Consider the following 12,601-nt stretch of genomic DNA (forward strand, 5'->3'; position numbering starts at 1 on the left):
TTCTGGAGCACGGCCAGCCCTCCCAGCGCCGTCGGAACCGAGTGGACGGGAGCCTACGCGGCCCCGACGGCGCTGTCCTGAGGTCCAAAGACCTCACCCGAGCGGCGCGCCCAGGTCGTACACCGTCTGACCGCCGATCGTGACCTGAGCGAAGTTCTCCCGTACCCAGCTCGCGATCTCGCCACCCCCACCGCGGCCACCGAAACCGCCGCCACCGCCGCCACCACCGATGTAGTAACGAACCTGTCCGGACGCGACATACGCCTGGAACCGCGCCAGCGTCGGGGCCGGGTCGCCGCCGTTGAAGCCGCCGATCGCGATGACCGGACGACCCGAGGCCAACTGCAGTTGCGCGGCGCCCTGCGACCCGGTGCTCGCGGCGGCCCACGTGCCGGTCGTCTCCCGCAGCGCGGCAACCAACTCGTCACTCACGGTACCCATACCGGGACCCCCTATGCCGCCGCGACCTTGGCCGGAGGGACCCGAAACCGGGATCGATCCCGCGTGCGGGGTCGACGCGGTGGCCACGGTGAACATCGCCGTCGCGCCGAAAGACGCCACCAGCGCGGCCACCGCCACGCCCGCCGCCGCCCGCCGGAACCGGTGCGCGCCCACCGCGACGGCGGTCGCCGCGAGCACGCCCGAGACCGCCACGACCCAGCGCAGCCACGGCAACCAGTCACCCGTCCGGTCGAGCAGCGCGAAGCCCCAGATGGCGCTCACCGCCACCATCGCGGCCAGCACGACCCGCGCGGGCCGGTGCTCGCGCCCCTGCCACAGCCCCGCCGCGGCGACCCCGACCAGGGCGGCGGTTCCCGGGGCCAGCGCGATGGCGTAGTACGGGTGCACCGTGCCCTGCATGAAGCTGAACACCAGACCGGTCACCACGGTCCAGCCGCCCCACAGCAGCAGCGCGGCCCGGGTGCGGTCCGTGCGCGCCGCCCGGCGGGTGAACCACAGCCCGGCGACCAACCCGATCAGCGCGGCGGGCAGCAGCCAGGACACCTCCTGGCCGAACGCGGCGCCGAGCATCCGGAACAGCCCGGTCTCCCCGCCGAACGACGTGTTCCCGCCGCCCATCGGACCGCCACCACCGCCGCCGTTGCCCGCGCCGCCCAGGATGCGGCCGAGGCCGTTGTACCCGAGCGCGAGGTCCAGCTCCGTGTTGTCGGTGGAGCCGCCGATGTAGGGGCGCGAGTCGGCGGGCCACAGGTCGACCACGAGCACGTACCAGCCTGCCGACACCGCTACGGCGACCGTGGCGCCCAACAGGTGCAGCGCGCGCCGCAGCGGCGAGGTGGGCGCGGCGACCGCGTAGACGAGCGCGAACGCGGGCAGCACCAGGAACGCCTGGAGCATCTTGGTCAGGAACCCGAACCCGATCGCCGCGCCCGCCAGCGCCAACCACCACGGATTGGCCCGCTCGGTGGCCCGCACGACGCAGTACGCGCCCGCGACGAGCAGCAGGACCAGCAGCGCGTCGGGGTTGTCGAAGCGGAACATCAGCGCCGCCACCGGGGTCAGCGCCAGCCCGGCCCCGGCCAGCAGACCCGCGACCGGACCGGACCAGCGGCGCACGGTCCGGTACAGCAGCCACACCGACGCGACGCCCGCCAGCGCCTGCGGCAGCAGCAGACTCCACGCCGAGAAACCGAAAACCCTTCCGGACAGCGCCATCAGCCACAGCGCGGCGGGCGGCTTGTCGACGGTGATGACGTTGCCCGCGTCCAGCGACCCGAAGAACAACGCCTTCCAGCTCTGCGTGCCCGCCTGCGCCGCGGCGGCGTAGAACTGGTTCGCGGTGCCGGACGCGCTCAGGTCCCACAGGTACAGACAGGCGGTGGCGGCGAGCAGCACCAGCGCCGACGGCAGCTCCCAGCCGGGTCTCCGCGCGGCGGCGGACGCGCGCGCGGCGGGCCGCTCCGGGGCGGCGACCGCGGTCATCGCGCGCCCTCCAGCACCGGCTCGTCGGCGCGGCGGAACACCCAGCCGCGCAGCAGCAGGAACCGCAACACGGTCGCCAGCAGGTTCGCCGCGACGAGCACCACGACCTCGGTCGTGCCGCTGGGCGCGGTCAGGCCGTGCAGCAGGGCCAGCGCGCCGCTGGTGAGACCGAGGCCGAGGGCGAACACGAGCAGGCCCTGGAACTGGTGGCGGGCGGCGCCGCCCGCGCCCCGCACACCGAAGGTGAGCCGCCGATTGGCCGCGGTGTTGGCGACCGCGGTCACCAGCAGCGCCACCAGGTTCGCCGCCTGCGGGCCGGTCTGGCCGCGCAGCAGCACGTACAGCAGCAGGTAGGCCAGCGTGCTGACCACGCCGACGGCGGCGAAGCGGACCAGCTGCCGCAGCAGTCCACTGGGGACGCCGGGCGGGTCGGGGGTGATGGTGCCCCGGGCCAGTTGCGCGCGCAGCTCGGTGATCGGCAGCCGTCCGGTGGCCAGGCCGCGGCCGAGCCGGGCGATGCCGCGCAGGTCGGCGACGGCGGTCGAGACGATGTCGACCCGGCTGTCCGGGTCGTCGACCCAGTCCACCGGTACCTCGTGGATGCGCGAGCCCGCGCGCTGGGCCAGGACCAGCAGCTCGGTGTCGAAGAACCAGCCGGTGTCGGCGACGTGCGGCAGCAGCGCGCGGGCCACGTCGGCGCGGATCGCCTTGAACCCGCACTGCGCGTCGGAGAACCGGACGGCGAGGGTGCCGCGCAGGATGAGGTTGTAGCAGCGGGAGATGAACTCGCGCTTGGGACCGCGCACCACCCGGGCGCCACGCGCGAGCCTGCTGCCGATCGCCACGTCCGAGTGCCCGGAGATGAGCGGGGCCACCAGCGGGGACAGGGCGTTGAGGTCGGTGGACAGGTCGACGTCCAGGTACGCCAGCACCTCGGCGTCGGAGGCCAGCCAGGTGGCGTGCAGCGCCCGGCCGCGACCCTTCTGCGCGAGCTTGACGGCCCGCACCCCCGGCAGTTCCCCGGCCAGGCCCTCGGCGACCGCCCAGGTGCCGTCGGTGCTGGCGTTGTCGGCGACGGTGATCCGGAAGCGGTAGGGGAAGTGCTCGCGCAGGTGCGCGTGCAGCCGCCGCACGCACGGCTCCAGGTCGCGCTCCTCGTTGTGCACCGGCACGACCACGTCCAGGACGGGGGCGGGACCGGTGGTGCGCACGGGACCGCGCGGGTCGGTCTGGGTCGCTGTCATGGTGCCGACGATCGGGGTCCGCGCTGGGTGGGTCGTGTGATCCGCCTGTGCGGGAGCTGTGCGGGTCATCGGCTCAGGTCGTACAGGGTGACCCCGCCGACGGTGGTGGACTCGTAGTTGGCGGCGACCCACTTGGCGATCTCCCGGGACGCGTCGCTGCCGGAGTCGCTGTTCATGAGGGTGCCGCCGATGAACCAATGCACCTTGTGGTCGGCGACGAGCTGCTGGAACCCGGCGAGGGTGGGGGCGGGGTCGGTGCCGTTGAAGCCGCCGACCGCGAAGACGGGGACGCCCGCGGCGAGCTGGTACCCGGCGGCGTTGTTGGAGCCGACGACCGCGGCGGCCCAGGTGTAGTCGTTGGCATCGGTGGCGAGAAGCGTCGAGACCTCGGCACCTGGGGTCGGGGCACCCAGGAGCCCGCCCATCCCGCCGCCCCGGCCGCCCGTGCGCGGTCCACCTTGGCCGGGACCGCCTTGGCTCGCGGGTCCGACGGACGGGAGGGCGCCGGAATGGGTTTGCGCGGCGGTGGCGACCGAGTACGCGGCGGGTGCGAGCAGCGAGATGACGACGGCGAAGGCGGCGACGTACCGACCGGCGGACCAGGGGAGTCCGGGGAGCAGCAGGATGAGCACGGCGGCGGCGAGGGCGCCGAACATGACAACCGGTCGCAGCCAGGGCAGCCAGTCGGATTCCCGGGACAGCAGGAGGGATTGCTCAACGGCCGTAGTCGCCACGGCGGCGGCCAGCAGTCCCGTGGCGGCGGGGTTCGACCGCGCGCGCCAGGCGGTGACCGCGCCGATCCCGACCAGCGCGCCGATGGCGGGGGCGAGCGCGACGGCGTAGTAGGGGTGGATGATGCCGTCCATCAGGCTGAAGGTGGCGCCGGTGACGACCAACCAGAGCCCCCACAGCAGCAGCGGTGCCCGCGTGCGGTCGGTGCGCGGGGCCCGTCGGGTCAGCCACAGGCCGGTGAGCAGGGCGAGGAGCGCGGCGGGCAGGAGCCAGGCGATCTCGCTGCCCATCTCGGAGCCGAAGAGCCGCGCCCAGCCGGACTCGCCCCACCCGGCGCCGCCGCCGACGCTGCCGACCTCGTCACCGGTCAGCCTGCCCAGACCGTTGTAGCCGAGGGCGAGTTCGAGCACGCTGTCGTTCTGCGAACCGCCGATGTAGGGCCTGCTGCCCGCCGGGACGAGCTCGACGACCAGCACCCACCACCCACCCGCGACGACCATCGCCCCGAGCGCCGCCCCGAGGTGTGCGAGGCGCTTGCCGAGCCCGGTGGGGGCCGCGATCAGGTAGGCGAGTCCGAGCGCGGGGAGCACGAGGAAGGCTTGGAGCATCTTGGTCAGGAACCCGAAGCCGATGAACGCACCGGCCAGCACGAGCCATTTCGGACTGGCCTTTTCCAGCGCCCGCACGGTCGCGTAGGCGGCGGCGGTGAGCAGCAGGACCAGCAGCGCGTCGGGGTTGTTGAAGCGGAACATCAACGCCGCCACGGGAGTCAGCGCGAGCGTCGCCCCGGAGATCAGCCCGGCGGTGTGCCCGGACGTCCGCTTGACGGCGGCGTAGAGCAACCACACCGCGCCAACCCCCGCGAGCGCCTGCGGAACCAGCACACTCCACGAACTGAGCCCGAAGACCCGCACCGAAAGCCCCATGACCCACACCGCCGCGGGCGTCTTGTCGACGGTGATCCCCCCGGCGCTGTCGGTCGCCCCGAAGAACCACGCCCACCAGCTCTCCCCACCGGCCTGCGCGGCGGCGGAGTAGTAGGCGTTGGCCCAGCCGGAGGCGCCGAGGTTCCAGAGGTAGAGGGCTCCGGTGCCGAGGAGCAGGAGGGTGAGGGAGATCCGTTGGGGGCGGAACCGCCGCCCGGGAACCCGTTCCGCCACGACCACATCGGAGCCGCGCTCCGCCACAAGTGCCATACCGCAAACACTCGCGGCCCTGACTGGGCAGACAATATGTCCACCCTGTGCCATGGCTGTGCTCCCGGGCTCAGGCCGCCGCGGGGAGGCGGACGGTGACGACGGTGGCGCCCGGTGCGCTGTCCACTGTGACCTCACCGTGGTGGGCCTGGACCACGGCCGCCACGATCGCCAACCCCAGTCCCGTGCTGCCCTGCGCGCGCGACCGCGAACTGTCCCCGCGCGCGAAGCGTTCGAAGACTTCCGGTTGGAGTTCCTCGGGGATGCCCGGGCCGTCGTCGGCGACGGTGAGGACGGCGGTGCCCGCGTCCAAGCGCAAGGTCACCGTGATGGTCGTGCCCGGGGGAGTGTGGGTGCGGCCGTTCGCCAGGAGGTTGGCCAGGACCTGGTGCAGGCGGGCCTGGTCGCCGACCGCCTGGACCGGTTCCTCCGGCAGGTCCATGCGCCACTTGTGTTCCGGGCCCGCGACCGTGGCGTCGCTGACGGTGTCCAGCACGAGGCGGGACAGGTCGACGGTCTCGTAGAGCAGGGGGCGGCCGGAGTCGAGGCGCGCCAACAGGAGCATGTCCTCCACCAGCGTGGTCATGCGCTTGGCCTCGGACTCCACACGGGACAGCGCGTGGGCCACCTCCGGTGGCACCTCCGCGTCGCGGCGGCGGGCGAGTTCGGCGTAGCCGCGGATCGCCGCCAACGGGGTGCGCAGCTCGTGGCTGGCGTCGGCGACGAACTGGCGGACGCGGGTCTCGCTCGCGTGCCGCGCGGCCAGGGCGTTGCCGATGTGGCCCAGCATCCGGTTCAGCGCCGAGCCGACCTGACCGACCTCCGTGCGCGGATCGGTGTCCGCCTTGGGAACCCGCACCGACAGGGCGACCTCGCCGCGGTCCAGCGGCAGTTCCGCGACCCGCCGGGCGGTCGCGGCCATGCGGTCGAGCGGGCGCAGGGTCCGGCGCACGATGAGCACACCCACGACCCCCGCCACGGTCAGACCTATCAGCGACACGCCGCCCAGCACCAGGCCGGTGGTCCACAACGTGTCGTTGACCATGTCCAGCGGCAGACCGGCCACGACGACGGCGCCCTGGGGGGTCGGGAACGCCATCAGCCGGTAGTCCCCGTAGTCATCGAGGCCGCGGGTGCGCGCGCCCTCGTTCACCGGCAAGGAGGTGAACGTGCCGTACAGGCTCTCCGGGATCGCTTCCTGCTCCCCGTACCTGGTCGACCGCTGCGCCAGGGTGACCTTGCCCGCGCTGATGACCACCCGGATCGCGCCGGGTGCCTGACCCGGCCCCCGGGGGGAGTCCGGACCGTTCATGCCGCCGTTGGGCGGCCGGAAGCCCTCGACGCTCCTGATCGCGCCGACGCCCGCGTCGGCCAGCTGCTGGTCCAACTGGTTCACCAGGAACGCCCGCAGACCCACGATCGTCACCACGCCGATCACCACGCACACCATGCCCAGCAGGGCGACCTGCTCGGTGATCAGTTGCGCGCGCAGCGAAAGCGGGCCGCGCTTACCCCGCCGGTTTGAGGACATAGCCCGCACCCCGCATGGTGTGGATCATCGGCTCCCGGCCCGCGTCGATCTTCTTGCGCAGGTACGAGATGTACAGCTCGACGATGTTGGCCTGGCCGCCGAAGTCGTAGTTCCACACCCGGTCGAGGATCTGCGACTTGCTCAGCACGCGGCGCGGGTTGCGCATCAGGAACCGCAGCAGCTCGAACTCGGTGGCGGTCAGGGTGATCGCCTCGCCCGCGCGGAACACCTCGCGGGTGTCCTCGTCGAGGGTGAGGTCGCCGACGACCAGGGACGCGCCCGCGCCCGCCTCGGTCACGCCGGTGCGGCGCATCAGGGCGCGCAGCCGCAGCACGACCTCCTCGACGCTGAACGGCTTGGTCACGTAGTCGTCGCCGCCCGCGGTCAGGCCCGCGATGCGGTCCTCGACGGAGTCCTTCGCGGTGAGGAACAGCACCGGCAGCGAGTCGACCTCGGCGCGCAGCTTGCGCAGCACCTCCAGCCCGTCGAAGTCGGGCAGCATCACGTCGAGCACCACGGCGTCCGGTTTGAACTCGCGCGCGGTCCGCACCGCGGTGGCGCCGTCGAGCGCGGCGCGCACCTCCCAGCCCTCGTAGCGCAGGGCGAGCGTCACCAGCTCGGCCAGCGTCGGCTCGTCGTCGACGACGAGCACGCGGACGGGCAGGCCATCCGGCCTGCGCAGCTCGGGACGGGACGCGGCGTTCACGGTCATGCCCCCGATCGTGCCGGTCGCCCGTGGGCGGTTGCTGTGCCGATCCTGTGTATCACCTGTGCGCCCGACCGTCCTGTCGGGTTCATGGTCATAGCCGGCGCCCAATCACCGCACAGGGCGCGCACAGGGTCGGTGCCGATCGTTGGGTTACCGGCGGCACGGTGCCGCGGGGACACCAGGAGGAACGATGGCCGAGCAGACGACCGGACAGCACGACGCGCCGACCGGGCAGCCGGGGGAGTCGGGTGCCTGGGGCGCGCCGGCGAGTTTCGCGCCGCCCGCGGGCAAGCCGCGGTGGACGTGGCAGAAGACGGCCGCGGCGGCGGCGATCGCGGCGGGCATCGCGGCGGCGGGCGGGTTCGCCGTGTACGCGGCCAGCGGCGCGACCGCGGACAGCTCGAACAGCCGCGGCGGGCCCGGTGGCATGGGCGGGATGGGCGGCGGCATGGGTGGCCGCGGCGGTGCGGGCGGACTGATGAACGCCCTGCACGGCGAGTACGTCGTCGCGGCCGAGGACGGCAGCTACCAGACGAAGGTCATGCAGACGGGTGAGGTCACCGCCGTGAGCGACACCTCGGTCACCGCGAAGAGCGCCGACGGCTACACCAAGACCTACACGATCGACTCGGATACCGTGAAGTCCGCGATCGAGAACGGCGACACCGTCACGATCGTGGCTACCCCGTCGGGGGGCACGGCGAAGGCGGACTCGGTGTCCGAGCGCGGCACGGGCGGCGGGCCGGACGGCGGCATGGGCCCGGGCGGGGCGGACGGCGGACAGCAGGGCGTGATGCCGCGCCGTGACGACACCGACAGCGCTCCGCCGACCCAGTGACCCCGACGGTGGACCCGGCTACTTGTCGACCGGGTCCACCACCTTCGACGCGGCGGTGATGATCGACCACAAGGGACTGCGGGTGCGCTCGTAGTAGACGCGGCGGTTCGCGGGCTCGCGGTGCTCGGTCAACATGCCGAGGTCCACCATCCGGGTCAGCTCGACACCGCACGCGCTCTGCGCGATCACCGTCTTGGGTGGCTCGGACTGGAAGAACCGGGGCCCGGCGTGCTGGTGGATCCACAGCGCCAGCCGCAACCTGCTCGGCCGCCCGAACATCAGCCGCCCGACGTCGCCCGCGTCCATGGTGTGCTCCGAATGAGTCGTAGGCAGTATCCGGTATCAAGATAGCGCGGGTGGGTGGGGGAGATCAACAGGAGGTGTGGGTAGGTGTCGTCGCGCGGGTAGGAGTGGCGGCAGGAGTGGGGGTGGCAAGGGCGGGCGCGGTGGCGGGAGCAGGCGGGGCGGCGGGAGCAGGCTGGGTGGTGAGAGCGGGAGCGGGCGGGGTGGCGGGAGCGGGCGGGGTGGCGGGAGCAGGCGGGGTGGCGGGAGCAGGCGGGATGGTGGGAATGGATGTGGTGGCAAGGGGGCGTCGGCGGGAATGGATGCCGTGGCCGGGCCGCTGTCGTGGTGTGGCGCCGCCTCGTCGCGCGGCCCGCGTGGTTCAGCGGGCCGGCGTGCCGTGACCGGGCGGCGTGCCGTGGCTCGGCGCAGACCCATGCGGCGGTCGCGGCGGGAAGGGGGTGCGGCGGCAACCGACGCCGCAGTCGTGGCAGCCGAAGGGCTGCCGCTGTCGTTGTGGGGCGAGGCGTTCGGACCGGGCGTCCGCACGCGCACCTGACGGATTGTGGGCGGGCAGTCCACGTTGCCCGGAGCGCGACTTGACTACCTCACACCGCGCGGGCGGAACTGGGCGCTGATGCGCGGTCCCACCGGCTTGCGGGTCTTCGGGATCGCGTGCTCCCAGGTGCGCTGGCAGGACCCGCCCATCACCAGGAGGTCGCCGTGGGACAGGGGGAAGCGCAGGGACTCGCCGCCGCCGCGCGGGCGCAGCAGCAGGGGGCGGGTCGCGCCGAGGGACAGGATCGCGACGAGGGTGTCCTCGTGGGCGCCGCGGCCGGAGTTGTCGCCGTGCCAGGCGACGCTGTCGCCGCCGTCGCGGTAGTGGCACAAACCGACCGTGGCGAACGGGATGGGGTAGTGCGCGGTCAACGCCTCCCGCGCGTTGACCAGCGCGGGGTGCGGCAGCGGCGCGCCCTCGGCGTAGAACTTCAGCAGCCGCGGGACGTCCACGACCGCGTCGTACATCGCGCGCCGTTCGGCGTACCACGGAACCTCGCGCACGAGGGTGTCGAACAGCGCGTCCGGCTCGGGCAGCCACCCGGTGAGCACGTCGACCCACGCCCCGTGCGCGAGGTCCGTGCGCGCCGCGCGCGCGAGCGGGACCGGGCCGGGCTCCGGGTCGCGGAAGTCCAGCGCGCCTTGGAAACCTGTGGTCATGTCCACATGGTACTCGAACACCCGTTCGACGGGGTGGGGTTGTGCCGGTCTGGCAGACTGTGACCCGGCGATGGCGTGCGCCGCGAGCCCGCCGGTGTCGGTCTTGTCGTTCACCCACCGGGGTTTGTCGCCGCCGCGTTCGGGGTACCCGTTGTCGCCGCTCGAGTTTCCGCCGCCGAAGATCCGAGGTTGCCCCATGGCCACATCTGTCGCGCCGACTCCCTTCCCCACCGCCTTCGACCGTCCGCGTCCCCGGCGCGCCGCCACCGCCGCGGTGCGCCCCGCCACGCCCGTGCGGATCGGCCTGCGGCTGCGGTCGGCGATCGAACGGGTGCTGCCCGCCATCACCGCGCCCACCGCGGCGGCCGAGCTGCGGGCCGGGCTCGCCTGGACGGCGGCCTCCGGGGAGACCTGCCGGATCACTCGACCGGTCGATGAGGTGCGGTCGGCGATCACCGCGCTGCGATCGGGCGACGTCGACACCGCGCGCACCGCGCTCGACCACGCCCTGGCCGCGTTGCTGGAGGCGCCGACGCTGCCCGCACCCCGCCCGGCGACGTCGTTCGAGCGCCGTTCGATCTAACCGGGTTCATCCGGTCGAGTGGACCCTGCGTCTCCGAGTTCAGCCCCCGGCGCCCGAAGGGGCAATCTCAAGCGACTGGCTCAACGAAGCGCCGGACAACCAGGGAGACGTCCATGACCCGACAACTCGACGCGCTGCCGTATCCCGGAATCCCCTCCCCGGGGCTGGAACTGCGGCGCGCGGTCGACTCCGCACTCGCCGCCCTGCTCACCCCGCCCACCGCCGCGGCGGCCCGCGCACTCGCCGACGACCTGCTCGGCGCGCTCGCCCGGACCGCCGCCGCGGGCGACACCTGCCTCGTGCTCGCCGCGGCCGAGGCCGTCGGCCAGGCCCGCGCCCACCTCGTGGCCGGGCGCGGCGTCGAGGCGCGCGCGTCCCTCGTCGCCGCCCGCGGCCTGCTCGACCGCCGCGAACGGTGATTGCCCGGCGGGCGAACCGGGTACTGAGGTCCCTGTGACGCACTCCGAACACCACCGCCCGGACGGGACCGACGACGCGACCGTCGCCGCGGTGGGCAAGCTGACCGAGGCCCTGGAAACCGTCGAACGGGCCCGGGGTCACCTGTACTCCTTCCACCAGCTGACCGGCTCCGCCGATTTCGACCTGGGCGACGCCGCGGAACTGCTGGAAAAAGCCGGGCACCACCGGGCGGCCGACCGCGTGCGCGCGGAACTGGTCGGCCGGAACGTGCTCGAGGGCCGCTGGACTTTCCAGGTGGTCGAGGAATACGACGACGGCTACTACGGGGTCGTCAAGGCGGCGGAGCGCGACATCAGGAATGAACTGGTGGCCGGGCGCAGGCACGTGTACGAGGCGGAGCTGAAGGAAGCCCGCCGCACGCACGGTCGACCCGGCCACGAAGCCACACCCCACCAGGCGGTGTCGAACGAAGCCACACCCCGGGAGTAAGTCCCCACTCCGTGGACGGCCCCGCCTCCGCGCGGGGCCGCCCTCCTCCTGGGATTCGAGCAGGGCACGCCTCCGGCCCAATGCCACTAACTTACGGAGCATCGTTGCAGGTCAACGGCATCTTGAGGGTGCCGTGCGAGAGGCAGGCGGCACGTGCGACGACGCCCTGCGGCACACCATAGTTCCATGGCCCGCATTGGGGCATCGAGCGAACACGCAACCCACTGTCGCAAGTGGACTTGATCCGAGTGTTCCAGAGGTCGATCGCCAATCGCTTAGACCGATACTGGCCAGCGAAAACGCGCTAAGTTAGTGGCATTGCGCCTCCGGCCCCCGGAATCAATTCTATCGGCGGGTGCCGACATCTACCGTCGAGTAGTGATCTTCCTGTGGACAACTCCGGGGCGGTCGCATACCCCGTGGCATACCCCGTCGCGGGGGTAGGCTGCGGCCATGGGGAGCATCCCGGTGGTCGACATCGGTCCGCTGCGCGACGGCGACGGCCGCGCCGTCGGGGCCGCCATCGGTGCGGCGTGCCGGGAGCACGGGTTCTTCCACATCACCGGCCACGGCGTCGACGACGGTCTCCAGGCGGACCTCGAACGCCACAGCCGCGCCTTCTTCGCCCAACCCCTCGCCACCAAGCTGCGCGTCGCCATGCCCCTCGCGGGTTCCGCCTGGCGCGGGTACTTCCCGCCCGGCGGCGAACTCACCTCCGGCGTGCCCGACCTCAAAGAGGGCTACTACTTCGGTCAAGAACTCCCGGTCGACCCGCGTCCGCTGCATGGCCCAAACCTCTTCCCCCAAGAGCCAAGCGGACTCCGGGAAACCGTACTGGCCTATATGGACGCTCTTACCGACTTAGGCCAGGTAGTCCTACGCGGCATAGCGCTCAGTCTTGACCTGGACGCCACCTACTTCGAAGACCGCTTCACCGCGTCTCCCTTGACCCTCTTCCGAATCTTCCACTACCCCGCGCAACCGGCGGGCACCGCCGGATGGGGAGTCGGTGAGCACACCGACTACGGGTTGCTCACCATCCTCAAGCAAGACCACAACGGCGGCCTGGAAGTTCGCGCCCCCGCAGGGTGGGTTTCCGTCGACCCGATCCCCGGCACGTTCGTCTGCAACATCGGCGACATGCTCGACCGGCTCACTGGTGGCACCTACCGCTCCACTCCGCACCGCGTACGGTCCGGGGCGCGCGACCGGTTGTCGTGGCCCTTCTTCTTCGATCCCGCATTCGACGCGGACGTCACCCCGGTCGCCGACGCCGTCTTGGCCGACGGTCCGCGTTGGGACGGTGTGAGCCCTCACGAGTTTCGCGGCACCTACGGCGATTACCTGCTCCACAAGGTCGGGAAAGTCTTCCCCGACCTGAACGAAGGACTTCCGGACTAGCGAGAGGCACACCC

Annotated in this window: 12 protein-coding genes; 5 read left to right on the forward strand and 7 right to left on the reverse strand. The window is 72.5% G+C overall.

Annotated elements, in window-relative coordinates:
* Positions 1–93: 93 nt before the first annotated feature.
* From CLV40_RS00805 to CLV40_RS00825, 5 genes are all read right to left on the reverse strand, one after another.
* On the reverse strand, positions 94–1,944 hold the full coding sequence (locus CLV40_RS00805; protein WP_104475914.1) for an ArnT family glycosyltransferase: 1,851 nt from the start codon (positions 1,942–1,944) through the stop codon (positions 94–96).
* Entirely contained in the window at positions 1,941–3,188 is a 1,248-nt protein-coding gene (locus CLV40_RS00810; RefSeq protein ID WP_104475915.1) for a bifunctional glycosyltransferase family 2/GtrA family protein, read from the reverse strand. The genes CLV40_RS00805 and CLV40_RS00810 overlap by 4 nt, the downstream gene beginning before the upstream one ends.
* A gap of 65 nt (positions 3,189–3,253) precedes the next feature.
* A complete protein-coding gene (locus CLV40_RS00815; protein WP_104475917.1) occupies positions 3,254–5,116 on the reverse strand; it encodes a glycosyltransferase family 39 protein in 1,863 nt (620 codons plus the stop codon).
* A 70-nt stretch (positions 5,117–5,186) separates the two neighbouring features.
* Positions 5,187–6,647 (reverse strand): sensor histidine kinase, encoded by a 1,461-nt coding sequence (locus tag CLV40_RS00820; RefSeq protein ID WP_104475919.1) that lies wholly within the window; start codon positions 6,645–6,647, stop codon positions 5,187–5,189.
* The gene (locus tag CLV40_RS00825; RefSeq protein WP_104475920.1) at positions 6,625–7,359 is read right to left on the reverse strand and encodes a response regulator transcription factor; all 735 of its coding nucleotides are present in this window, start codon (positions 7,357–7,359) and stop codon (positions 6,625–6,627) included. The genes CLV40_RS00820 and CLV40_RS00825 overlap by 23 nt, the downstream gene beginning before the upstream one ends.
* 187 nt (positions 7,360–7,546) lie before the next feature.
* On the opposite strand from CLV40_RS00825, the gene CLV40_RS00830 reads away from it, so the two are divergent.
* On the forward strand, positions 7,547–8,194 hold the full coding sequence (locus CLV40_RS00830) for a hypothetical protein (RefSeq protein WP_245930916.1): 648 nt from the start codon (positions 7,547–7,549) through the stop codon (positions 8,192–8,194).
* Positions 8,195–8,212: 18 nt separating this feature from the next.
* Here CLV40_RS00830 and CLV40_RS00835 read toward each other — a convergent pair whose 3' ends face one another.
* Positions 8,213–8,500 (reverse strand): hypothetical protein, encoded by a 288-nt coding sequence (locus CLV40_RS00835; protein WP_104475922.1) that lies wholly within the window; start codon positions 8,498–8,500, stop codon positions 8,213–8,215.
* Between the two features lie 579 nt (positions 8,501–9,079).
* Positions 9,080–9,694 carry an alpha-ketoglutarate-dependent dioxygenase AlkB gene (locus CLV40_RS00845; RefSeq protein WP_104476714.1) on the reverse strand — a complete coding sequence of 205 codons (615 nt, stop codon included), beginning with the start codon at positions 9,692–9,694 and terminating at the stop codon, positions 9,080–9,082.
* A 196-nt stretch (positions 9,695–9,890) separates the two neighbouring features.
* Between CLV40_RS00845 and CLV40_RS00850 the strand changes: the two genes are divergently transcribed.
* The 4 genes from CLV40_RS00850 (at position 9,891) to CLV40_RS00865 (ending at position 12,587) form a co-directional block, all read left to right on the forward strand.
* The gene (locus CLV40_RS00850; RefSeq protein ID WP_104475926.1) at positions 9,891–10,277 is read left to right on the forward strand and encodes a hypothetical protein; all 387 of its coding nucleotides are present in this window, start codon (positions 9,891–9,893) and stop codon (positions 10,275–10,277) included.
* Positions 10,278–10,390: 113 nt separating this feature from the next.
* Positions 10,391–10,696 carry a hypothetical protein gene (locus CLV40_RS00855; RefSeq protein WP_104475928.1) on the forward strand — a complete coding sequence of 102 codons (306 nt, stop codon included), beginning with the start codon at positions 10,391–10,393 and terminating at the stop codon, positions 10,694–10,696.
* Positions 10,697–10,730: 34 nt separating this feature from the next.
* The gene (locus CLV40_RS00860) at positions 10,731–11,186 is read left to right on the forward strand and encodes a hypothetical protein (protein WP_104475930.1); all 456 of its coding nucleotides are present in this window, start codon (positions 10,731–10,733) and stop codon (positions 11,184–11,186) included.
* A 453-nt stretch (positions 11,187–11,639) separates the two neighbouring features.
* Positions 11,640–12,587 (forward strand): isopenicillin N synthase family dioxygenase, encoded by a 948-nt coding sequence (locus CLV40_RS00865; protein WP_104475931.1) that lies wholly within the window; start codon positions 11,640–11,642, stop codon positions 12,585–12,587.
* The last annotated feature ends 14 nt before the right edge of the window (positions 12,588–12,601 follow it).

The sequence above is a fragment of the Actinokineospora auranticolor genome (assembly GCF_002934265.1).
Taxonomy (GTDB): Bacteria; Actinomycetota; Actinomycetes; order Mycobacteriales; family Pseudonocardiaceae; genus Actinokineospora; species Actinokineospora auranticolor.

Excerpts from the sequence above, each read along its gene's own strand:
- CLV40_RS00805 (WP_104475914.1), bottom strand. The coding sequence starts at position 1,944 with ATGACCGCGGTCGCCGCCCCGGAGCGGCCCGCCGCGCGCGCGTCCGCC.
- CLV40_RS00810 (WP_104475915.1), bottom strand. The coding sequence starts at position 3,188 with ATGACAGCGACCCAGACCGACCCGCGCGGTCCCGTGCGCACCACCGGT.
- CLV40_RS00815 (WP_104475917.1), bottom strand. The coding sequence starts at position 5,116 with ATGGCACTTGTGGCGGAGCGCGGCTCCGATGTGGTCGTGGCGGAACGG.
- CLV40_RS00820 (WP_104475919.1), bottom strand. The coding sequence starts at position 6,647 with ATGTCCTCAAACCGGCGGGGTAAGCGCGGCCCGCTTTCGCTGCGCGCG.
- CLV40_RS00825 (WP_104475920.1), bottom strand. The coding sequence starts at position 7,359 with ATGACCGTGAACGCCGCGTCCCGTCCCGAGCTGCGCAGGCCGGATGGC.
- CLV40_RS00830 (WP_245930916.1), top strand. The coding sequence starts at position 7,547 with ATGGCCGAGCAGACGACCGGACAGCACGACGCGCCGACCGGGCAGCCG.
- CLV40_RS00835 (WP_104475922.1), bottom strand. The coding sequence starts at position 8,500 with ATGGACGCGGGCGACGTCGGGCGGCTGATGTTCGGGCGGCCGAGCAGG.
- CLV40_RS00845 (WP_104476714.1), bottom strand. The coding sequence starts at position 9,694 with ATGACCACAGGTTTCCAAGGCGCGCTGGACTTCCGCGACCCGGAGCCC.
- CLV40_RS00850 (WP_104475926.1), top strand. The coding sequence starts at position 9,891 with ATGGCCACATCTGTCGCGCCGACTCCCTTCCCCACCGCCTTCGACCGT.
- CLV40_RS00855 (WP_104475928.1), top strand. The coding sequence starts at position 10,391 with ATGACCCGACAACTCGACGCGCTGCCGTATCCCGGAATCCCCTCCCCG.
- CLV40_RS00865 (WP_104475931.1), top strand. The coding sequence starts at position 11,640 with ATGGGGAGCATCCCGGTGGTCGACATCGGTCCGCTGCGCGACGGCGAC.